21 protein-coding genes and 1 tRNA gene are annotated in these 23,557 nt (G+C 38.5%); 10 read left to right on the top strand and 12 right to left on the bottom strand.

Features of this window, described 5'->3' with window-relative positions:
- Positions 1-72 precede the first annotated feature (72 nt).
- On the top strand, positions 73-972 hold the full coding sequence (locus tag MKY81_RS08450) for a TetR/AcrR family transcriptional regulator (protein WP_066226574.1): 900 nt from the start codon (positions 73-75) through the stop codon (positions 970-972).
- A gap of 376 nt (positions 973-1,348) precedes the next feature.
- Here MKY81_RS08450 and dhaM read toward each other — a convergent pair whose 3' ends face one another.
- The 6 genes from dhaM to MKY81_RS08420 all read right to left on the bottom strand — a co-directional run bounded on the left by dhaM (position 1,349) and on the right by MKY81_RS08420 (position 6,659).
- Positions 1,349-1,723: a dihydroxyacetone kinase phosphoryl donor subunit DhaM gene (dhaM, locus tag MKY81_RS08445; RefSeq protein ID WP_341117534.1), complete on the bottom strand. Its 375-nt coding sequence runs from the start codon at positions 1,721-1,723 to the stop codon at positions 1,349-1,351.
- Complete coding sequence (gene dhaL, locus MKY81_RS08440) at positions 1,716-2,345, bottom strand: dihydroxyacetone kinase subunit DhaL (protein ID WP_108072640.1); 630 nt, start codon at positions 2,343-2,345, stop codon at positions 1,716-1,718. Before dhaL ends, dhaM begins: the two co-directional genes overlap by 8 nt.
- A gap of 17 nt (positions 2,346-2,362) precedes the next feature.
- Positions 2,363-3,358 (bottom strand): dihydroxyacetone kinase subunit DhaK, encoded by a 996-nt coding sequence (gene dhaK / locus MKY81_RS08435; protein WP_108072642.1) that lies wholly within the window; start codon positions 3,356-3,358, stop codon positions 2,363-2,365.
- Between the two features lie 226 nt (positions 3,359-3,584).
- Positions 3,585-5,075, bottom strand: coding sequence for a glycerol kinase GlpK (glpK, locus tag MKY81_RS08430; RefSeq protein ID WP_066226582.1), 1,491 nt, complete (start codon positions 5,073-5,075; stop codon positions 3,585-3,587).
- Between the two features lie 11 nt (positions 5,076-5,086).
- Positions 5,087-5,902: an MIP/aquaporin family protein gene (locus MKY81_RS08425; protein ID WP_066226585.1), complete on the bottom strand. Its 816-nt coding sequence runs from the start codon at positions 5,900-5,902 to the stop codon at positions 5,087-5,089.
- Between the two features lie 211 nt (positions 5,903-6,113).
- Positions 6,114-6,659: a glycerol-3-phosphate responsive antiterminator gene (locus MKY81_RS08420; RefSeq protein WP_108072644.1), complete on the bottom strand. Its 546-nt coding sequence runs from the start codon at positions 6,657-6,659 to the stop codon at positions 6,114-6,116.
- Between the two features lie 178 nt (positions 6,660-6,837).
- On the opposite strand from MKY81_RS08420, the gene fdhA reads away from it, so the two are divergent.
- The 9 genes from fdhA (at position 6,838) to MKY81_RS08375 (ending at position 15,154) form a co-directional block, all read left to right on the top strand.
- Entirely contained in the window at positions 6,838-8,055 is a 1,218-nt protein-coding gene (gene fdhA, locus MKY81_RS08415; RefSeq protein WP_108072646.1) for a formaldehyde dehydrogenase, glutathione-independent, read from the top strand.
- 285 nt (positions 8,056-8,340) lie between these two features.
- Complete coding sequence (locus MKY81_RS08410; RefSeq protein WP_066226588.1) at positions 8,341-8,763, top strand: DUF1641 domain-containing protein; 423 nt, start codon at positions 8,341-8,343, stop codon at positions 8,761-8,763.
- Between the two features lie 30 nt (positions 8,764-8,793).
- Positions 8,794-9,972, top strand: a complete 1,179-nt coding sequence (locus MKY81_RS08405) for an NAD(P)/FAD-dependent oxidoreductase (RefSeq protein ID WP_341117532.1) — start codon at positions 8,794-8,796, stop codon at positions 9,970-9,972.
- A gap of 960 nt (positions 9,973-10,932) precedes the next feature.
- Positions 10,933-11,005, top strand: a tRNA-Arg gene (locus MKY81_RS08400).
- A 329-nt stretch (positions 11,006-11,334) separates the two neighbouring features.
- On the top strand, positions 11,335-11,913 hold the full coding sequence (locus tag MKY81_RS08395; RefSeq protein WP_108072648.1) for a restriction endonuclease: 579 nt from the start codon (positions 11,335-11,337) through the stop codon (positions 11,911-11,913).
- Positions 11,910-12,317: an endonuclease domain-containing protein gene (locus MKY81_RS08390; RefSeq protein ID WP_108072650.1), complete on the top strand. Its 408-nt coding sequence runs from the start codon at positions 11,910-11,912 to the stop codon at positions 12,315-12,317. The genes MKY81_RS08395 and MKY81_RS08390 overlap by 4 nt, the downstream gene beginning before the upstream one ends.
- Positions 12,318-12,970: 653 nt before the next feature.
- Positions 12,971-13,525 (top strand): GNAT family N-acetyltransferase, encoded by a 555-nt coding sequence (locus tag MKY81_RS08385; RefSeq protein ID WP_341117530.1) that lies wholly within the window; start codon positions 12,971-12,973, stop codon positions 13,523-13,525.
- Between the two features lie 67 nt (positions 13,526-13,592).
- Positions 13,593-13,745 (top strand): hypothetical protein, encoded by a 153-nt coding sequence (locus tag MKY81_RS08380; protein ID WP_160331511.1) that lies wholly within the window; start codon positions 13,593-13,595, stop codon positions 13,743-13,745.
- 92 nt (positions 13,746-13,837) lie between these two features.
- Positions 13,838-15,154 (top strand): bifunctional folylpolyglutamate synthase/dihydrofolate synthase, encoded by a 1,317-nt coding sequence (locus MKY81_RS08375; RefSeq protein ID WP_341117529.1) that lies wholly within the window; start codon positions 13,838-13,840, stop codon positions 15,152-15,154.
- Between the two features lie 463 nt (positions 15,155-15,617).
- On the opposite strand, the gene MKY81_RS08370 is transcribed toward MKY81_RS08375, so the two are convergent.
- The 6 genes from MKY81_RS08370 to MKY81_RS08345 all read right to left on the bottom strand — a co-directional run bounded on the left by MKY81_RS08370 (position 15,618) and on the right by MKY81_RS08345 (position 23,150).
- Positions 15,618-16,670 (bottom strand): diguanylate cyclase, encoded by a 1,053-nt coding sequence (locus MKY81_RS08370; protein ID WP_107958137.1) that lies wholly within the window; start codon positions 16,668-16,670, stop codon positions 15,618-15,620.
- Between the two features lie 76 nt (positions 16,671-16,746).
- Positions 16,747-17,487: an IclR family transcriptional regulator gene (locus MKY81_RS08365; protein WP_107958135.1), complete on the bottom strand. Its 741-nt coding sequence runs from the start codon at positions 17,485-17,487 to the stop codon at positions 16,747-16,749.
- Positions 17,488-17,559: 72 nt separating this feature from the next.
- Entirely contained in the window at positions 17,560-18,732 is a 1,173-nt protein-coding gene (locus tag MKY81_RS08360; RefSeq protein ID WP_107958133.1) for a saccharopine dehydrogenase family protein, read from the bottom strand.
- A 46-nt stretch (positions 18,733-18,778) separates the two neighbouring features.
- On the bottom strand, positions 18,779-20,281 hold the full coding sequence (locus tag MKY81_RS08355; RefSeq protein WP_341117524.1) for an aldehyde dehydrogenase family protein: 1,503 nt from the start codon (positions 20,279-20,281) through the stop codon (positions 18,779-18,781).
- Positions 20,282-20,296: 15 nt separating this feature from the next.
- Positions 20,297-21,973 carry a thiamine pyrophosphate-binding protein gene (locus MKY81_RS08350; protein ID WP_341117523.1) on the bottom strand — a complete coding sequence of 559 codons (1,677 nt, stop codon included), beginning with the start codon at positions 21,971-21,973 and terminating at the stop codon, positions 20,297-20,299.
- Positions 21,957-23,150 (bottom strand): LL-diaminopimelate aminotransferase, encoded by a 1,194-nt coding sequence (locus MKY81_RS08345; protein WP_341117522.1) that lies wholly within the window; start codon positions 23,148-23,150, stop codon positions 21,957-21,959. The genes MKY81_RS08350 and MKY81_RS08345 overlap by 17 nt, the downstream gene beginning before the upstream one ends.
- Positions 23,151-23,557 lie beyond the last annotated feature (407 nt).

Raw genomic sequence — 23,557 nt, 5'->3', positions numbered from 1 at the left:
TTTGTACAATAAGGTAATTTAAGTTAGTATACATTTAGACATTGAGTATAACTTTAAATTTAGGTGATAAAAATGAAAAATCGAAAACAGCATGTGATGAATGTAGCCCATCAATTATTTATCCATAAAGGGTTTCAAGCAACCTCTATTCAAGATATTTTAGAAGGTAGTAATATTTCAAAAGGAACATTCTATAATTATTTTTCTTCGAAAAATGAACTGTTACTCGAGATCTTCACGGATTCATATAATGAACTTGAAAAAAAAAGAGAAAAATTACTAATTGGTCAAAATCGGTCGGATATTGAAATTTTTATTAAACAAATTGAATTACAAATGGAAACGAATAAACGTGATAAACTGATTTCTCTTTTTGAAGAAGTTACCGTTTCAAAGGACGAAGATTTAAAGCAATTCTTTAAACGTACACAATATGTCAATCTTGTTTGGATGAATGAACGGTTAATTGATATTTTCGGTGAGGACAAAAAGCCTTATTTGTTGGATTGTGCCGTTATGTTTACCGGAATTCTCCATCATAATTTTCATTATAATTATTTGGCGAAGTTTTACTCTAATGCATCTACCTTACAGGTTATCCGCTATAGTGTAGAACGGTTGAAGAAAATCGTGGAAGATGTATCGAATTCAAATGCACAATTGCTGGACCCCGAAATCATTGAACAGTGGCTTCCAGGGTTTTCAGAGAAAAAAAGAGGATATAAAGAGCGTGTCCGTCAGCAGATCAAATATTTAAAGGAACTGTTGGAAGTGATTGAGGACGACGAAATGAGAGGGAAATATAGGGATTCGTTAGACTTCGTTCAAGAAGAGTTATTTATATCAAGAAAGCCGAAAATATTTTTAATTGAAAGCATACTCTTTACGATGAAAGATTATCCTTCAAAACGATGGAAAGAACAGATTGAAGTATTAAACCAAATTGTTCAAGAGTACGTAAAAGAATTATAATACTTTGTGACAATTTTGTTTCTCATTAATTTTTCATCTTCCTTTCATTCAGATGTAGGAAAATTATTTTATGATGTATTTACCAAGGACAAGCAATGCTTAATCCTTAAACCTAGACTCTTCCCCCCTAAGAAAGTCTAGTGAACCTCCTTTTTTATATACCCGGTCTTTTTTAAGACCGGGATTTTGTTTTATAAAAGCTGTTTTCGTATTAAACCGTTCCTTTCCGCTGCAGGCACTTGCTTTCCGCGGGGAGGAAGTCGAGCCTCCTCAGCGCTACCGCGCCTGCGGGGTCTCGACCTTTCCTCTACATCCCGCAGGAGTCAAGTGCCTTCCGCTCCAATCCACTCTGTGCTTTGTTTAGAAACTCAATCCTTTAAAAGGACTCGCGTAAACTTCGGATGATTTTTTCGATGTCATTTCCCATACTGGATTCGACGGCAGCTATATAGGCTCCTTCTACCAATGGAATATTTTCCGCTATTTTTATATTTTTATAGCCTGTCAGCTCAAAAGCTAGTTCTGCATTCATCATGGCACTTCCTAGATCGTATAGAAGAATGACCCCATTTTCATTATGAACTTGATTGATTGCTGCTACTATTTTTTCAATACTCGTACCTATTTCATTTTCAACTGTTCCCCCGGCCACTCCTATTGGAACATTATTCACTACTTGTGTAAGAATATCTTTAATGCCCTCAACAATTTTTGGACTGTGGGAGATGAGGACAATGCCAACATTATTCATTTTTATCTCCTTCTGTCATGACTTCCGCGAGCGATTGAAATAGATAGTAAGAGGATGCTGATCCCGGATCAATATGTCCGATAGAGCGCTCTTTTAGATACGCCGCCCGTCCCTTTTTCGCCATTCTTTCCTTCGTTTCTTCCATTGCATGCTTAGCCGTATTTTCTACATCATTCCAATCAACATTACCGTTTTCTATGAGAAGTCTTAAAATGGGCATCCACACATCGAGAAGTGTTTTATCGCCTTCACTCGCTTTTCCTCGTTGAATGATCCCATTTATCGCATCGTCGATGGCTCTAGTAAACTCTTCTTGATTAATTGATTCCTTTCCTTTTACGGACATCGACATTTTCAAAAATGCCGTACCAAAAATTGGGCCTGAGGCACCGCCAACTTTTGACATTAACGTCATCGCCACATCTTTGAAACAATCAGAAACTGTTTCATAGTGGCTACTGGAAAGCTTTTTTACAACTTCTTGAAACCCTCTGGACATATTAATTCCATGATCACCGTCACCAATTGCTTGATCGAGAGAAGTTAAATACGCTTTATTGGCCTGAATTTTTTCATTTACCCTTGTCATCCATTTTAACGTTTTATCAACAGTTAGATTCATCGGGACACATCCTTTATTTATTTGCGGAATGCAGGTGCCAGTGATTCAGCAGCTAATAATTGTTTAAGCTCCTCATCGAGTTTTAAAAGTGTAACTGAGCAACCAGCCATCTCTAAAGAAGTCATATATTCACCTACAAACGTTTCGTATACTTTGATCCCTTTACCGGATAATATTTGATGGACTTTGCCATTTACGATAAACAGCTCCATTTCCGGTGTTGAACCTAAACCATTGATCATTACTGCCACTTCATCCCCACTATTTAACTGCATATCGTCCAGTATTTTATTCGTCAACTCTTCTGCAATTTCGTTTGCACTTGCTATTTCCTTTTTCTCCGTTCCTGGTTCCCCGTGAATCCCCATACCTATTTCCATTTCATTTTCTTCGAGTTCGAAACTTGGCAATCCGGCGGCTGGAACAGTGCAAGGACTTAACGCCATCCCCATCGATCGAACATTATTTACCACTTTTTCGGCAATTGCTTGTACTTCCTGTAATGTCGCTCCTGATTCTGCTTTCGCACCAGCAATTTTATGAACGAATACAGTTCCGGCAATCCCCCGGCGTCCGGTTGTAAATGAGCTATCCTCTACGGCGACATCATCATTAACAATTACCTGCGCTACCTGGATTCCGTCAGCTTCCGCAAGCTCCGCTGCCATTTCAAAATTCAACACATCACCCGTGTAGTTTTTTATGACCATGAACACCCCCGCACCACCGTCGACCGCTTTAATCGCCTCATATACTTGATCAGGTGTTGGCGAGGTAAACACTTCACCAGCAATTGCAGCGTCAAGCATCCCCTTCCCAATATATCCTGCATGGGCTGGCTCATGCCCGCTGCCACCCCCACTAATAACCCCCACTTTATTCAGTATCGGTGCATTTTTCCTCGCTATTACCGTCGTTCCCTCCACCAGCTTCAACTGATTTGGAAACGCCGCAATCAACCCATCCAACATATCCTGCACAACCTCATTCGCATCATTAATAATCTTCTTCATATCCATGTCTCCTTTGGTGTCAGGCACCATTTATACATTTTTTGAATATTTATTCAAATATTCCGAATAGAAAATCCGTTTATTTATTTATTTATTAAGACGACCGCATAGCATCGTGGATTTGTGTAGAATCTTTGATGTGTGCGGTCGTCTTTTTCTAGAGATGATATAAGGTAAGATATGGCAAGGACTGTGCCGTTATTAAGCTTGTGTTGTGCATGTTTTCTTATTTGAATGCTCTTGTTGCTGCCACTGCTTTTTGCCAGCCTTCATACAACTGAGCACTTGTTTCTTCATCTAATTGGTTTGTAAATGTACGGTCAATTTTCCATTGCTTAGCAATTTCCTCTTTGTCTTTCCAGTACCCGACTGCAAGGCCTGCGAGATAGGCGGCTCCGAGAGCAGTTGTTTCACTGACAACCGGACGGTCAACAGGTACACCGAGAATATCGCTTTGAAATTGCATAAGGAAATTGTTCCTTACCGCACCCCCATCTACTCGTAATGTTTTCAAATCAATTCCTGAGTCTGAAATCATCGCATCCAAAACATCCTTTGTTTGATAAGCTAATGATTCTAAAGTGGCACGGATAAAGTGTTCCTTCGTTGTTCCGCGTGTAAGCCCAAACACTGCACCTCGGGCATCACTATCCCAATACGGTGTTCCCAATCCAACAAAAGCTGGTACCATATATACACCATCAGTTGATTCCACCTTAGTCGCATACGCTTCACTGTCAGGTGCGTTTTCGAACATTTTTAGTCCATCTCGCAGCCATTGAATGGCCGATCCTGCAACAAAAATACTTCCCTCAAGTGCATATTCAACTTTTCCATCCACACCCCAGGCAAGTGTCGTTAATAATCCATTTTCAGATTTAACACCTTTTTCACCTGTGTTCATAAGCATGAAACAGCCGGTTCCGTACGTGTTCTTCGCCATTCCCGTTTCAAAACACGCCTGCCCGAATAAGGCCGCTTGCTGATCGCCGGCAATTCCCGCAATTGGTATTTCATGACCAAAGAAATGATAAGAAGCTGTTTTCCCGTAAATTTCTGAGGAAGGTCTTACTTCCGGAAGCATGCTTTTCGGGACATTAAGAATTTCTAATAATTCATCATCCCATTTTAAATCGTAAATATTGTACATCAATGTTCGCGATGCATTGGAATAGTCTGTTACATGTTTCTTTCCACCTGAAAGCTTATACACAAGCCACGTATCAATCGTTCCAAACAACAACTCACCCTTTTCAGCTCTCTCCCTTGCCCCTTCAACATGATCAAGTATCCATTTTACTTTTGTACCTGAGAAGTAGGCGTCAATAAGCAATCCGGTTTTGTCCCTAAATAAATCATTGTAGCCCTTTTCGCGAAGCTCCTTACAAATATCATCCGTTTGTCTTGATTGCCAGACAATCGCTTTATACACTGGCTTACCAGTATGTTTATCCCAAACAACCGCTGTTTCCCGCTGATTCGTAATCCCAATTCCCGCAACCTGATCAGGTTCAATATCGGATTTTCTTATCACCTCTGCAATACAAGCAAGTACAGATGTCCAAATTTCATTCGCATCATGCTCAACCCACCCCGGCTTCGGAAAAAACTGTTCAAACTCTCTCTGTGCAGTCTCAACAATTTCCCCTTCATGGTTAAAAAGAATCGCTCTTGAACTCGTTGTTCCTTGATCTAATGCTAAAATATATTGACTCATCGCTATTCCCCCTATACGGCTTCTTCAGAAGCATGTCTTTTTTTCAATTCACTATTAAGAGCAGCAATTAAAACGACAACAACGACGATACTGACAATCCAGAATGTTACTGAATAATCACCTTTAAAAATCGCTTTATAAAATAATGCCCCATATGTTCCGCCTAATAACGGACCGACAATCGGAATCCATGAATATCCCCAATCAGAGCTCCCCTTGCCGATGATCGGCAGCAATGCATGGGCAATTCTTGGACCCAGGTCACGTGCAGGATTAATCGCATAACCTGTTGTTGCCCCTAATGATAAACCAATCGCTGTAATTAATAAACCGACAATGGCAGGATTTAATCCTTCTGTAAATTCATTTGCTCCGATAAACAATAACCCCATAATAAGGACAAATGTACCAATCATTTCACTCACAAGGTTCGAAAGTGTACTGCGAATTGCAGGACCGGTTGAGAAAACGGCTAACTTATCGCTAGGATCCTTCGTTGCTCTCCAATGTGGCAAGTATTGAAAAAAGACAATTACACCACCAAGAAATCCTCCAATCACTTGGGCCGTCATATAAAGAGGAACCTTTTCCCACGGAAATTCACCGATCGATGCGAAACCAAGCGTAACGGCCGGATTGAGATGTGCTCCTGAAATGCTGCCAACTGCATAGACCCCCATCGTTACCGCTAATCCCCATCCAATCGTTATGACAATCCAACCGGCACCCTCTGCTTTTGTCTTTTTAAGGACTACTCCGCCTACCACACCACCACCAAAAATAATTAGAATCATTGTTCCAATCATTTCAGCAAGAAATTCGGACATACTCCTTCCCCCCTAAAAATTTATTTAGAAACGCTTACAAAACAAGTTAAAATGACGACAAAAAGACCCACATCAACAAAAATCATATTTATCATTTGATAAATATCATTTCGTAAACGTGGATCTCCAGTTTCTCCATCACATTTTAACTTGTAGTTACAGAATAGTCTGAATTCACAACGATGTCAATCCGTTTTTTTATAAATATTTTTTACAATTCCCACAAATGGACGAAAGAAGTAGTAATCGCTTTTGCACCCTTATTCAATGCATTTTCAACATCCTGTTTTGTTCGGATCAAACCGCCAGCAATGATAGGAATCCCTGTTTTTTCATAAACCTCTTCTAAAATTTCCGGAACAACACCAGGTAATATTTCAATATAATCTGGTTTTAATGTGTTAATGATTTTAATATTATGTTCAAGTGCTTGACTGTCTAAAGCAAATAATCGTTGGATTGAAGTCACTTTATTTTTTTTTGCATGAGAAATGACATTGGACCTTGTAGATATTAACCCATCAACTTTAATATCCCTTAAAAGAAATTCAATGCCAAACTCATCTGATTTTAGTCCTTGAATTAAATCTGCGTGTACCAACACCTGCTTATCCATTTTTTGCGCGTATTTAACCGCATGACGAAGAAGTGAAAGTCGAGTTTCTAAGAGAATAATATATTTTTGTTTACTGTTAAGAATTCGATCAAAATCCTTCATGTTTCTTACCGCTGGAATAACTCCTTGTAATTTGATCATACGTATTCACCTCTCTTCTACTATCTTTAAATAACTATGCGTAAACGAGAAAAATAGACGATCATTGGTAAAAGTATTTTTCTCTTGCCCTACCTGTTCTATTTTTTTCGTACAGGCATATACATTGGACTGTATGACAAAAAGAAAACGTTTTCTATTAGGGGGGGAGGATTTAGATATGTCAGGTAATAAGGCAGTTGTGTACAATGGGGTCGGAAAAGTGGCAGTAAAGGATATTGGATATCCTGATTTAGTTTTGCGGGATGGACCTGGTGTGAATCCGCTAAATGTCGGACGTAAATGTGAGCATGGCGTTATTTTAAAAGTGGTTACGACAAATATTTGTGGCAGTGACCAGCATATGGTTCGTGGACGAACTACTGCACCGGAAGGATTGGTTCTCGGACACGAAATTACTGGTGAAGTCATTGAGGTAGGACGGGATGTCGAATATATTAAAAAAGGAGATCTTGTTTCCGTCCCATTTAATATTGCTTGTGGCCGCTGCCAAATGTGTAAGGAACAAAAAACCCATGTATGTTTAAATGTAAACCCTGATCGACCTGGCTCCGCTTATGGTTATGTCGATATGGGCGGATGGGTTGGTGGTCAATCAGAATATGTTATGGTTCCCTATGCTGATTTCCAATTACTGAAGTTTCCTGATAAAGAACAAGCAATGGAAAAGATACTTGATTTAACGATGCTATCAGATATTTTCCCAACAGGATTTCATGGGGCTTATTCTGCCGGTGTCAAATCGGGCTCTACCGTATATGTTGCCGGTGCAGGACCCGTCGGTTTAGCAGCCGCACATTCTGCCCAGCTGCTTGGTGCCTCCGCGGTCATTGTTGGTGATTTAAATCCAGAACGTCTAGCTCAAGCAAGAAGCTTTGGCTGTGAAACGATTGATTTAAGCCAACATGATAATTTAGGTGAACAAATCGAACAAATTCTTGGTGAGCCTGTCGTTGATGCAGCAGTTGATTGTGTAGGCTTCGAAGCACACGGACACGGGCATGGTCACTCAGAAGCACCAGCTACAGTCTTAAATGCGATAATGGATGTGACACAAGTTGGCGGTCGTCTCGGTATACCTGGTCTTTACGTAACAGGTGATCCAGGTGGTGTTGATGAAGATGCGAAAATTGGTTCTCTAAAAATTCGCTTTGGATTAGGCTGGGCAAAGGCACATACATTCGTTACTGGTCAAACACCAGTTATGCAATACCATCGTGGATTAATGAAGATGATTTTACATGGAAAAGCACAAATTGCGAAAGCAGTAAATGCGACATTAATTTCTATCGATGAAGCTCCTAATGGCTATGCTGACTTTGATAAAGGGGCAGCAAAGAAATTTGTCATTGATCCGCATGGGTCTGTAAGAAGATAGCTTGTAAGGCATGGCACATTTCGGTGCTCATGCCTTTTTATTTTTCATTAAATAAAATTTTCCTAAAGGAATCCGATTTTTTTATGCACTTTGATAAATACTATAAATAGATTTCCCTCTACATATTTTCAGTTCCCAAGATAATCCAATTTCTTTCCTAATCATCTCTAAAAATATGTTTATTGCCAAATTTTCTATAAAAATTTTTCATTCACCAATGGACAAGAGTAAAGAAGTGGAGTAGCCTAATAGTGATGCCTAAAGAAAAGTAAAGGAGAATTGAAAATGTCAGAAACTAACAATCAACTAAATGCTGAGCTACGCCAGCAACAACTTGATGTTCTTGATCAGTTATTAAAGCCAGAAGTTCAAGAATCATTAAATGTTCTTGTTGAACAACTTCCTAAATTGGCCGAACTTGTTACTATTTTAACAAAGTCTTATGACTTCGCTAAATCCGTAGCAACTGATGAAGTATTAAAAAATGATACTGTTGGTGCGATTACAGAAATCGTTGATCCTATTAAAACAGGTGTTAAAAACATTGCACAAAAAGCAATCGAAGCTAAAGATATTGCTGATGAAAGTACTGAAGTAATCGGTTTATTCGGCCTGCTTAAATTGTTGAAAGATCCACAAGCACAAAAACTTTTCCGTTTCTTAAACGCATTTCTTCAAGTTTCTGAACAACGTGAAAATCAAAGATAATATTTTTTATATAAGGATGGAGGATATACTATGTCAAAACATATCGTCATTTTAGGTGCTGGGTATGGTGGCCTTCTATCAGCCTTAACATTACGTAAATATGTAGATAAATCAGAAGCAAAAATTACTGTTGTTAACCAGTATCCAACACACCAAATTATCACAGAATTACATCGCCTTGCAGCAGGTAATATTTCTGAACAAGCAATTGCAATGCCTTTAGAAAAGCTTTTCAAAGGAAAAGATATCGATCTTAAAATTTCTAAAGTCACTTCTTTTTCAGTAGATAAAAAAGAAATAATACTTGCTGATAGTTCGATGCTAAAGTATGACAGACTTGTTGTTGCCCTTGGAAGTGTTACTTCTTATTTCGGTATTCCGGGACTTGAAGAAAACAGTATGGTATTAAAATCAACAAGTGATGCCAATAAAATTCATAAACATATTGAAGGTCGCCTTCAAGAATATGCTAAAACGCAAAATGAAGCAGACGCTACAATCCTTATTGGCGGCGGCGGCTTAACTGGTGTTGAACTAGTTGGTGAAATTGTTGATACAATTCCAGGCCTAGCTAAAAAATATGGCATCGATCCAAAAGAACTTAAAATCATGCTTGTTGAAGCAGGTCCAAAAATTCTACCAGTATTGCCGGATCATTTAATTGAACGTGCAACTACTAGCTTAGAAAAACGCGGCGTTAAATTCCTTACAGGTCTGCCTGTAACAAATGTAGAAGGTAACACCGTTGATCTTAAAGATGGACAAAAAATTGTAACGAATACTTTCGTTTGGACAGGCGGAGTTCAAGGAAATCCACTAGTTGGCGAATCAGGTCTTGAAGTAAACCGCGGCCGTGCAACTGTGAATGAACATCTTCAATCCGTTTCCCACCCTGACGTATTTGTTGTCGGCGACAGTGCCGTATTAATGGCACCAAATGGTCGTCCATACGCACCAACTGCACAAAACGCATGGCAAATGGGCGAACTTGTTGGCTACAACGTATTCGCTTCATTAGAAGGGAAAAAACTAGAAGAATTCTCTCCAGTTGACTCTGGTACACTTGCAAGCCTAGGACGCAAAGATGCTGTTGCTATTATCGGAGGAAACCAAACTCCACTTAAAGGATTCCCAGCAACAATGATGAAAGAAGCAAGCAACATCCGCTATTTATCACATATTAAAGGACTATTTAGTTTAGCTTATTAATCAACATGGTCATATATTTTTAATTATAAAATCCGGGCTAAAATGCCCGGTTTATTTTTTGGGAAAGTGCTTGAAAAATGCATAGGTATCTGTTCTTTACCTATACATTTTTGGATGAATGATTGAAAAATGTATAGGTACCTTTGCTTCGCTTATACATTTTTGGATGGGTGCTTGTAAAATGTATAGGTTTCTGCGCTTCGCTTATACATTTTTGGATGCATGCTTGTAAAATGTATAGGTTTCTGTGCTTTGCTTATACATTTTTGGATGGGTGCTTGTAAAATGTATAAGTTTCTATGCTTTGCTTATACATTTTTGGATGCATGCTTGTAAAATGTATAGGTTTCTGCGCTTCGCTTATACATTTTTGGATGGGTGCTTGTAAAATGTATAAGTATCTGTGCTTTGCTTATACATTTTTGGATGGGTGCTTGTAAAATGTATAAGTATCTGTGCTTTGCTTATACATTTTTGGATGGGTGCTTGTAGAATGTATAGGTTTCTGTGCTTTGCTTATACATTTTTGGATGGGTGCTTGTAAAATGTATAAGTATCTGTGCTTTGCTTATACATTTTTGGATGGGTGCTTGTAGAATGTATAGGTTTCTGTGCTTTGCTTATACATTTTTGGATGGGTGCTTGTAGAATGTATAGGTTTCTGTGCTTCGCTTATACATTTTAGATGGGAATATCGTAAAATATATAAGTATCTATTCTTTGCTTATACATTTTGGATAGGGATATTGTAAAATGCATAAGTATCTGTGCTTCGCTTATGCATTTTTAAATAGATACTTGTAAAATGAATATGCAGCTAAAACTCGATTTGGTATCTTATCAGATCCCTATTGTTCCAATTCAATGAATATTAATAAAGTATTACAATATAATTTTCTTTTCAAACACTATTAATTCCTTTATAATATATAATGCACATTAAAAAAGCCTTCATATCATGGCTCCGTAGCTCAGCGGATAGAGCGTTGGTTTCCTAAACCATGCGTCGGAGGTTCGAGTCCTCTCGGGGCCGTTATACCAAGTTATAACAACGTTTATAGGACATTGAGGTAATCGTTATGCTAGTTAATAGCCCCGTTTTACGGGTGTAAAAGTATACCTCTTTTAAAGAACCGTATTCAGTGGATTATTCCTTTGATACGGTTTATTTTTTTGCCTATGAATTTTACACTATTAAAAGGGATTATAATCCAAAGAAAATTAAAGTATTCGTTCTTGTCTATTAAAATTATTTATGGATTAGCCCGAATTTTTTTAAATATTACGTAATCAAACCGGATAGTTTATAGTGAATCCTCCTAGGTTAAACTTATTAAAAACATCGAAAGGTTTGTTTGCATAATGTCAAGAGCAAAGACTAGAAAAAAGAACCTGTGGAACCAACGTACTACATATGTGGCATTAGGGTTAATTATTTTTATCGGGTTGACTGAATCGGAAGAGGGTAGACGATTGCTTTCATGGATATTTATTATATTATTGATTACCGGTCTTGCTTACGGATATTATTATTTTTTCATACGAAAGAAGAATTTTACACATATTGTCGATCTATACGAAGTTGACAAAATGGACGGCTATGATTTCGAGAGGTATCTTGTTCCTCTATTCACGTGCATCGGATATAATGTGGTGGTTACTAAAGGATCCGGCGATTACGGAGCAGATTTAATACTTAAGAAGAAACGTAAAAAATATGTGGTACAAGCTAAACGTTATAGTAGCAGTATTGGGGTCGCAGCGATTCAGCAAGTCGTTGGAGCAATCAGATATTATAAAGCGGACGGTGCGATGGTCGTAACTAATCAATACTTTACGCCAGCAGCTGAGGAATTAGCGAAGCATAACCGCGTAAAGTTAATTGATCGTGACGAATTGACTTATATGATTAAAACTTATAAAAGTAGGTACGATAAATGACGGCAGAATACCTCGTATTTTTCGGGCTGCTTCTGTTAGGAATTATGTTTGCCATTAACTTTAAAACCGTGCAGCCAGTTCGATCTGACGCACAAATCCAGCGTTCGAAATGTGAAAGTTATATTGAGGCGCGCTTATATGATGCGTTGGTATATAGAGGCTACAACGTCCACACGCAAGTTAATTGCGGTCCCTATCGCATTGATTTAACGGTTCCTAGCCTTCGGTTAGCGATTGAGTGCGACGGAAAGGATTACCATAGCTCACCGGAACAAAAAAAACATGACCGCAGAAAAAACGCTTATTTACGAAAGCATGGATGGAAAGTAATGCGGTTTAGTGGACGTCAAATAAACCGAGAATTACCGAGAGTGCTGGCAAAAATCGAATCTGCCATAAGTTAACCCCGCCTTTATAGACGGGGATTTCCTTTTATACGTTAAGCTCATTAATGTGAAGAATACTTCCTCAGAACTACCAAAGCCAGCCTAGATCCAATGGTACAATAAAGAAAGCTTTAACAAAATTTTTTATTCAGAAATACGGATTTAATAAAACAATAGCTAAATATATTGCAAAAGCATTTGTCTTAATAGTTTTTAAAAAAATTTATTAGAAGTGGGTTGTTATGAGTAAAAAATATCAAATTTATCTGGGAATTCTATTGTTTTTAACTGTTGCTGGGTTTTTTGTTAATATGATAATAGATTCGCAGCATCTATGGATTAGAGGTTATAATTTATTAGTTGTTATTCTTTGGGGAATATTTATATTTAGCGGACGGAAAAACAATGATTACAAAAATTTTTAGCCCTCTCAAATGAGAAGGGCTGTTTTTGTGTAATCATGTTGGAATATTAATCTGATGGAAACATCCTTTTTATTTATATAAAATTCCCTTTTTGTAATCTCCTAAAATATGCATAATAATCCTCTAAATCCAACTTGCTCCCGCTAATTAATCTGCGGAACAACTCATTACCCATTATGGTAATAAGCAGGAAATCTTCCCCCTCCAATCGAATACCCATAGAAGAATACAAACGGAGGTAAAACTATGAACCTATTAACTGGCGAAACAATAAAATTAACAGCTTTAACTGAGGACGATTTAACTTCAATCACTACTTGGTTTGAAAATACAACTTTTACCCAACTTTTCGACGCATTGCCGGCTGTACCTAAAACGAAGTCAGAACTAACTAGTTGGTATGAGGAGTTTACGGATACGAATACACAATTTCTGTTTGCCATTCGAACCCGGAACAAGAACAATTTCATAGGTTATATTGAGATTGACGGGATTTTATGGAATCACGGGGTTGGTTGGATTTCCATCGCGATTGGAGATAACAACAATCGCGGAAAAGGATATGGCTATGAAAGCATGGAACTTGCATTAGACTTTGCCTTTTACGAACTAAATTTGAACCGTGTTCAGCTAACTGTCTTTGATTACAATCAATCATCTATCTCCTTATATAAAAAACTAGGTTTCCAACAAGAGGGAAGTTATCGTGAGTTCATTCACCGATATGGAAAAAGGCATGATATGCTCCTATTTGGTCTATTAAAAAGAGAATGGGAAAGTAGAACAGAAAAACTTGAATAATTAGTGAAAAAAGATGAAATTTCAATCATGCGTCCGCATACCTTTTATAATAAAGGGGATGAAGATGATGTTTGAATGGATAACGACGATTGGTGTTCTTGTGACAGTTGTAGGATTTGGGTGTTGGCTGTTTATTTATTCTTTTAAACTAGCAGTAGACCCGGAAGATGCGTACAGGATTGATCCCATACCAAAAGAAAATGAGGAATGGCACCAATAGGATGTTGGTGTCTTTTTTTTTGATCAACAATTCTTGTGAAACACATGACTTATGGTAAAATTTTATTATTAAAATATAGGAGTTTTTACATAGTGAGGAATACAAACTACCTTCGCGCGTTGAACTATCTCTCACAATTTAATACTCGTACGATGAATCGAACAAATGGCTTACACCATCAAATCATGCAGGATTTACTGAATTTGTTTTCAATTCGTCCACATGATTTCAAACTTGTTCAGATTACTGGGTCTTGCGGTAAGGGAAGTACCGCTCACTTTATTTCCTCCATCCTGTCTTATCATTCCTACCGCCATGGGTTATTTACGGGACCACATCTTAATCGGTATGAAGAACGATTTATGTGCAATGGTGAAATGATTGAACAAGATGAATTTTCGGCAATTGTTTTGGAAGTAGAAAAGAAACTAAGCGGTTATCATTATGAGCAAGAAGTTGGACATATGCATGTTATGATCGTCATCGCTCTGCTATTTTTTCAAAGAAAAGGAATTGATCTAATTATCTTTGAAAATGGTGTCGGTGGAAAAGCAGATCCGTCTAATATTTTTGACCCGATCATTGCGGTACTAACCGAAATTACACTGGACCACTCCCATTTGCTCGGATCGACGATTGAAGAAATTATTATTGATAAATCATGTATTATTAAGGATTCTACAAAATATGTTATCTGTGGCATGAATAATGTACAAGCACGGAATTACTTATTAAAAATTGAAGCACATGACCCGGCAGCATTCCTCTTTTTTAATCGTGATTACGTAAATTTAATTAAACAAGCGGATGAAACAGGAAGTACCTTTCATTTCAAAAGTGAACATCTTTTATTAGAGAATATTGATTTATCACTTATAGGAACGCATCAAGTACAAAATGCGAGCAATGCTTTAGCCGTAATTGAAGCCTTCATCCGGCTCGGCTATGAATTTAACGAATACATGATTCATAGTGCACTTAAATCTGTTCACATCCCTTGTCGAATGGAGATTCTTGAAAAAAACGGTGTGAAGTTTCTATTCGATGGCGCCCATAACATATTGGAAATGAAAACTTTAAAGAAAAATATCGATTCACTTGGTTTACCGATTTCAACCGTTATTTTATCGATTTCATCTAATAAAGATATAGCAAGAATGCTTCAAGCGATTGAAATTGCCAATGCAACATACATCGTTACACCACATCCATTTCTTGAGCGGAATATTAGTCGAAGAGAAATAGAAGAAGCATTCCAGACATTTGAAACTAACAACTATATGTATAATCTGAATCTAGAAGACACAATCAAATCTATTTATGAAAATACAAAAGGGAATACATTTATATTAGTAACCGGATCACTATACTTAGTTGGGTATGTAAAAAGTATCCTCTTTCCGGATTAAAAAACTTTTGTGGACAGGGAATCCGTTATTTTTATAAAATGACGAGAATTTAAGGGCTATGCGGGCATAGCGGGCCCCATGGTTAGGGTGATAAATCTGTTATGGTACCGGTAAGTGGCGAAGCGGGCCCTTTGCTTGAGTGATTGACCTGTTATGGTACCGGAAAGAAGCAAAGCGGGCCCTTTGCTTGAGTGACTGACCTGTTATGGTACCGGTAAATGGCGAAGCGGGCCCTTTGCTTGAGTGACTGACCTGTTATGGTACCGGTAAGTGGCGAAGCGGGCCCTTTGCTTGAGTGACTGACCTGTTATGGTACCGGTAAGTGGCAAAGTGGGCCCTTTGCTTGAGTGACTGACCTGTTATGGTACCGGAAAGCAAATAAAGGAACTGGTGTCCTCCAAGATCATAAAAGACCAAATCGCAATACCGATTTGGTCTTGATTTATTGTGTTAGGCTCCTTCTTTAAAAAACAACCCGATTCCGTCCATTCTCTTTCGCTTTATACAAATGCCCACCAGCGATTTTGACAGCTTGTTCAAGTTTTGAATCCGGAAATAATGGAGCAATTCCGATAGATATTGTAATTTTACTTAACGGATCACCTGATTCCGTATAAAACTGCTGGGCTTCAACATATTTTCTTAGCTCATCAAGTGAAGATGCAGCATCTTCAATGGTCGGAGCTAATTTGTATGCGATAAACTCCTCTCCGCCATATCTTGCAATAATCGATCCTTTTCTATGAAACTTTAATAACGTTTGGGCAAAATCAATTAAAACTTGGTCTCCTGCTTGGTGGCCAAATGTATCGTTAATTCGTTTGAAATGGTCAATATCAAGCATCGCAATGAAAGCTTTGTTATTTTCCGTTTGTTTAGTTTTCATAATCTCTTCATTGAATCGTTTCATATTATAGAGCTTCGTTAACGGATCATGATCGGCAAAAAATTTAAAACGAGATAACAACTGATTATGCTGAAATGATAGTTTGGTGAATGAAAACAGAATTAGCATGCTGATTTGAAATGTAATATAGCGTAACAAATAAAACTCAGCATCTAAATGAACATAAAAAAGAAAAGGCAGATCACAAGCCGCCCATATAATCGTAGAATACAATAATCCTTTACCATAGTTTATTTTTTTCCAATTTACACAATATCTAATAATTAAACTGATTACTGCCGGAACAGTAATGCCAAAGATTACTCCAGGCAAAGCGCCGAGTCCCCCTAAAGATAATCTTCCAATCGCAGAAATAATGACCACCGGGATAACATATAAAGGTCCATGAAGGATTCCAATAAAGGAGATAGGTATCGCTCTTAGATCAAAGCGAAAACGATTCTCTATTAGTATCGGGAAATAAAATAATGCGATGACGGTTAATGAGACAATGATAACATGTAATATCGCTGTCCTTTTTTTCTTTTGTCCATAAGTAAGGTAAAGATGTTGGACACAACGATGCATAAATAAGATAATTGCCATATTGGCTAACATTGTTTTTATCAAAAACGGTAACCTTCTTCCGCTATTTCCACTATTAACCAATATAGCAATTCTGATAAAAAAATAAAAAAATTTTCAACTACCGATATCCCATTTCAGAAGAAATATCTTTAGCACTTTTCTTTGTCTTTTCCTTAATCATTTCAAGATGTGCACCTTCAAAACGATAGGATGGTCCACTTACAGCTAATGCGGCAATCACCTTTCGATGATAGTCATAAATAGGAAAGGAGATTCCTGTCGTTCCTTCATCTTGCTCTCCATAACTAATGGCAAATTCATTTCTTTTAATTTCTTCTATTTCATTTATAATCTGGTTTTTATTTAAAGGACGAATAGCTGCTGCATCTAATATTTCTTTTCTTTTTTTATCAGGCAAGAAGGCTAGTAGTAATTTTGGTCCTGACCCTAAGTAGAGTGGGGATCTTTTTCCTATCCTAGTGTATAGTCTTACCGCATGGGTGCTCTCTACTTTCTCAATGTATACAGCCTCATCATGATTGACAATGACGAGATGGACGACCTCATTAATTTCATTTGCTAGTTTTTTCATATAGGGAAGCGCCACTTTTCTAAGCTCTAACTGCTCTGACACTAATTGACCTAGTTCCATCAACTTTAGGCCAAGTTTATAACGCTTGTCATACTCCGAATCCATCGTTTTAGTCAAAAAACCGCAATATTCTAATGATGTTAGCAGTCGGTAAACGGTTGGTTTTGGCAATTGCACGCGCTCTGTAACTTCTTTTAAGCTAAGTTCTGGTTCTTCTTCAGTAAATAAATCCAACAATCCTAACGCTTTAATAACACTTTGATTCACTTTGCTCCGACTCCTCAAGGTATGAAAATACTCCCTCTAGTACGTAGAGGGAGATAGATTTCCATTTTTAGATTACACCGTTACATTTAAGCGGGATCCTTCACTTTTATCAATAATATTTACATCCCGTTTCGCCATTTCCTTTATATATTCCTTACCAGGAACGATTTTTTCAGGCGCAAAGACACCTTTTTCAGTAATTAATCCACTGCCAATCATTTGTGCAACAACCGAAATCGTATTAGCGGTTGCACGTGCCATTGCTGTTACTTGATTTTCACGATCCTTATAAGTAATTAGTTCATATTCATATTTTTTCTTTTCTCCATCTTTTATCCCCTCAACAATGACGCGGAGAAGGACGGCATCATCTTTGTCACCTAGCTCAACGATCGGATCTAATGCTTTTAAAAGAACATCACGGGGTTTGATTTTCTGTCCATTCACTTCAACTTCGTAGTCATTTCTTGTTAAATTCAAGTCAACAAGTAATTGAAATTTCTCGGCATGCCCACGATAACGAATTGTCTTATATTCAAGTGTCTCTACATCCGGGTAAGATAATGACAGTGTTGATGTTCCTCCGGCAGTATGAAAGGCTTCAAGCGGACCAAATCTCTCGAAATGGATCGTTTCAATTTCCGATAAAGATGGAACCTCTTGCTTTATACCGTTTCTGATAACTAACGATGGATCGGTATAATGGTCAAATACACCTTCCATTGAAAAAACATGGTTATATTCTAATGGAGGCTCCGGTACAACCGGTATCCCACCTACATATATTTTAATTGATTTAACCTCATCTAACTGGCTGGCACCGTAACCTGAAAGAATATTGATCATTCCTGGTGCGACCCCTAAATCCGGTATTAAGGTAACGCCTGCATTTTTTGCCTCTTCATTCATGGCAAGTACATGATCTGTTGCATGACCAATATGTCCGCCTAAATCTACACAGTTAACTCCTGCATCGATGGCAGCCCTTGCGACCCTTTCGTTAAAAGTATAAAAAAGGGCATTAATTATAACATCATAATCCCGAATAAAATTTGTTAATTGATCTTGATTCGTCGCATCTAAATAAGCTGTTGATAGTTTCGTAGAGTTCAGTTGCTGACAAACGGCTTCCGCTCTGTTTACATCAACATCTGCTAATGTAACTTTCTCAACCCCTGCACTATTCACTAAATCTCTAGTTGCTTCTTTCCCCATAAGTCCTGCTCCAAGAACCGCAATTTTCATATACATTCCTCCCTAGTATGTTCGTATCGATTATCAATAGACAAAATTATTCCACATCTATTTGTGCACGTTGCAATTTTCCACTATAATCCACATACACACTTTTCCACTCTGTAAATACGTCAAGTGCTTGAACGCCGGAATCTCGATGACCATTTCCAGTGCCTTTCGTTCCACCAAATGGCAAGTGTATTTCAGCACCCGTTGTACCCGCATTCACATAGACAATTCCTGTATCCAGATCACGCTGTGCAGCGAACACGCGATTTACATCTCTTGTAAAAATGGAGCTGGATAATCCATATGTAACTCCATTATTAACCTCGATTGCTTCCTCAAAGCTTTTTACAGGAATAATCGAAACGACAGGTCCGAAGATTTCCTCTTGTGCAATTCTCATATCAGGTTTGACATCTGTAAATAGTGTCGGCTCGTAATAATAACCGTTTGTGTACTCTTCATGTTTAACAATGGATCCGCCTGCTAATAACTTCGCACCTTCATCCTTACCAATTCCTACATACTTATGAATTTTTTGCAGTGCATTTCCATTAATAACAGGGCCAACTTTGACACTCTCATCTAACCCATTACCAAGAGTTAGTTTTTCCATTGCTACTAAAAGTCGTTCTTCTAATTGCTCTTTCACACTTTCGTGAACGATGACCCTGCTGCATGCTGTACATCTTTGTCCGCTCGTTCCGAAAGCACTCCACAAGATGCCTTCAACAGCAAGTGTTAAGTCCGCATCATCCATCACGATGACCGCATTTTTTCCGCCCATTTCAAGTGATACACGCTTTAAAAGTCTTCCACATGTTTCAGCAATTGTGCGACCGACTTCATTCGAACCTGTAAACGAAATGACATCTATATCGGGATGCTCAACCATCGCATTTCCTACTTGAGAACCTGAACCACAAACGAGATTAATCACTCCTTTAGGCAGACCCGCCTCTTCAAATATTTTGACTAATTCTCTTGCCATTAATGGCGTTTCCGTTGCCGGTTTCCACACCACCGCATTTCCACCAACAATTGCGGGAAATGACTTCCATGTTGCAATCGCAATTGGGAAATTCCATGGAGTAATAATTCCAACGATACCAACCGGTACACGAATACTCATAGCGAATTTATCCTTTAATTCTGAAGGTGTCGTATTTCCGAATAATCGTCTTCCTTCACCAGCCATATAAAACGCCATGTCAATTCCCTCTTGCACTTCCCCGCGTGCTTCTTCGATCACTTTCCCCATTTCTTGGGTTAAAATGCGGGCTAACTCCTCTTTTCTTTCCTTCATAATCAAGCCTACCCGATATAAAAGCTCTGCACGTTGCGGTGCTGGAACTAATGCCCACTTCTTTTGTGCCTTTTTCGCAGCTTCTACTGCACGATCTACATCTTCTTTCGACGATAGAAGAATGTCACCGATTGCTTCACCGGTTGCCGGATTAATGATAGCCGCATACTTTTCTTTTACTGGAACCGTCCATTCACCGTTAATATAATTTACTACCTTTTCTCCACTAATAACTGCATTAGACATTATAGAATCTCTCCTTTATGAGTTGTTTCGAATTTGCTCGATCGTTTTAGACGTTGAAATTTGTTCTCGCTCCATTTCAATTTCAATGACCGTAGGGATTTTGCTCGTCATCGCTTCTTTTAATGCCAGTTCAAACTCATTTCTTGTATCCACTTTTACTCCATTTGCATTCAAGGAATGAGCAAGCCCAATAAAATCAATCTGTCCTAAATCCGTTCCACTAATTTTATTCGGATAGTGCATTTCTTGATGCATACGAATCGTCCCATACATTTGATTATTAAACACGAGACTAATGACTGGAATTTGGTAACGTGACGCTGTTTCCAACTCTTGAACGGTCATCATCATTCCGCCATCACCGGATAAAGAAACAACGGTTCGATCGGGTTTTGCCAATTTCACACCAATCGCAGCAGGCAGTCCATACCCCATCGCTCCTGATGTTGGACCAACATACGTTTTTTCCTTCTGAAATTGAAAATAAGAATGGAGCCAGCCAGCAAAATTCCCTGCATCATTGGTGATGATTGCGTTATCCGGAAGATGTTTTTGCAGTAATGCTATCACATCAAAATTCGTTAGCTTCCCATTGTGGTGATTAATTGTTAACTTGGATGCCTTTTCATAAGTTTGGCGACGTTTATTTACCCACTGTTGCCAATTTGGTTGGACAGTTACATTCATGCAAGCAAGTAAAGTCTTTCTTGCATCTGCGACAATCCCAATGTCGGGTGGATAAACATTTCCTAGCATATCTGCATCAATATCAATATGAATTAATGTTTGATCTTTGGAGAGTAATGTGTAGTCTTGTGTTGTCACTTCAGAAAGTCTTGTTCCTATCGCGATAATAACGTCGGCTTCCTTCGTTGTTTCGAGAACTCCTTTTGCAGTTCCTAACCCTAGATGACCGACATATAAGGGATGTTTATTTGGAAACACATCATGTCTTCGAAATGCTGCTATAACAGGTAAATGGAATTTTTCAGCAAAATCGATCAGCGCCTGTTCCCCATTTGAATGGATCACCCCTCCACCAGCAATAATAAGTGGATTTTTAGCCCTTTCTAAAATTTCTTCAACTTCCTTAACCTCTTCTCCAGACGGAGATGGCCTTGGAATTTTCACTTTTGGACCAAATGACATTTCACTTTCAACTTTCAACATATCTTCGGGCAATGAAATAACCACCGGTCCGGGGCGACCTGTTTGTGCGATGCGGAAAGCACGCTGGACAAGTTCGGGCACCCGTTCGGCATCTTTAATCTCAACCGTCCATTTTGCTATATGGCCGAAAAACTGGTCTAAATCCACTTCTTGAAACCCTTCACGACCGCGAAATTTATTATGAACTTGACCAAGAAAAACGACCATTGGTGTAGAATCTTGATAGGCAGTATGGACCCCGATTGCTAAATTTGCACCGCCAACACCACGAGTAGCCATGACAACACCTGGTTTTCGTGTTGCTTTTGCATACCCTTCCGCCATAAAGGAGGCACCGCCTTCATGTCTTGCAGAAATTAAATCGATCGTCGGCTCATCATAAATTGCATCCAATACCGGTAAATAGCTCTCTCCAGGTACACAAAAAACCTTCGATACCTCTTCAATTTTCATGCACTCAATAATCGCCTTTGCCCCAGTCATGACTCGTTTCTTCTGTTCTTTTTCAATGATTTGGGACATGTTTTGTCACCTCTAGATTCAGAGATTTTATTCTTTTTACCGCTTCATCTAATCGTTCAGTTGGGACAGATAAAGAAATGCGAAAATATCCTTCACCGGATGGGCCAAAGGCATTTCCCGGTGTAATGATGACGCCCGCTTCTTCCAACACTTTTTCAGCAAATTGCTGCGAGGTGAATCCAGTTGGCACAGGTGCCCAAATGAAAAACGAGCCTTTTGGTTTTTCTACATGAATACCGATATCCTTTAAGGCATCCAACATTTTTTCTAAGCGTTCGTTATACACAGCATTATTCTGTTCAACAGTTTTGTAATCACTGTTTAGCGCTTCTGCAGCTGCTTTTTGAATGGGTAAAAATTGACTTGTGTCACAATTGCTTTTTACCTTTGATAAGGCACGAATAATTTCTCGATTCCCGACGACATAGCCAATTCTCCAGCCTGTCATATTAAAGCTTTTTGATAGGGATCCGAATTCAACGGCAAAATCTTTTGCACCGTCAATTTGTAAAATACTTGGGGCTTTAAATGAATCAAACGTAACTAATCCGTATGCAGAGTCGTGGATGACACCTATTTGGTGTTGTTTTGCGAAGGCAACTGCTTCTTCGAATACATCTAATTCAACAGTTGCGGCTGTAGGATTTCCTGGATAGTTTAAGAACATGAGCTTCGCTTTTTCACAAATCGATTGTGAAAGCTGAGAAAAAATCGGACGATATTGATTCTTTGGATCAAGCGGCAAATCAATACATTCTCCTCCTGCTAAGTACGTAGCAGTTCGATAAACAGGATAACCGGGATCTGGAATCAGAACGGCATCTCCATTGTCAATCATCGCTGGAATGACATGGGCAATCCCTTCCTTCGAACCGATTAAAGTAAGAACTTCGGTATTAGGATCTAATTCCACATCATATTGTTTTTTATAAAAGGCAGCAACTGCCTCTCGGAATTCTTGGCTTCCGGAATAACCGGAGTATTTAAAGTTCTGTGGATCCTGTAATTCCTTAATTAACCGCTCAACAATAAAATTCGGTGTCGGTAAATCAGGTGCGCCAATGCCTAAATCAATGACGTCTACCCCTTTTTCTTGCAACCGTTTCTTTTTTTCGTCAATGACGGAAAATAAATAAGGCGGCAAACCTTGAACCCGTTTGGAAACTAAAGAAGACATCCGATTCCCCTCTTTCCATATTCAATTCCCTGCATTTCATTATATGAAATACAGTTTCATATATTACAAATTTCATTATATGATAGCGTTTTCATTAATTCAATAGTTAATTCTAAATTGTCTAAACATTTTCTTTTGTTTTCTGATAACAAAGCATGCGAAAAAGGAAACCAAAAATTTCAGTGGTTCCCTTTTGAATCGCTATGTGATTGAATTGGTGATTCCGATCCCTTATCGGAGCTTTTCCTCAATTTATGAGACCGCTTTTCCTCTTTCCGGTACCTTAACATATCCTTCTCTCATTCCATGGGACCGCCGCTATTCTTTCCGATACTTTAACAGATCTTTCCCTCATTCCATGGGACCGCTTCTCTTTTTTCCGGTACCTTAACAAATCCTTTTCTCAT

Source organism: Heyndrickxia sp. FSL W8-0423, from assembly GCF_038009395.1.
GTDB lineage: Bacteria > Bacillota > Bacilli > Bacillales > Bacillaceae_C > Heyndrickxia > Heyndrickxia sporothermodurans.
This window is presented reverse-complemented; position numbering and strand designations above follow the sequence as displayed.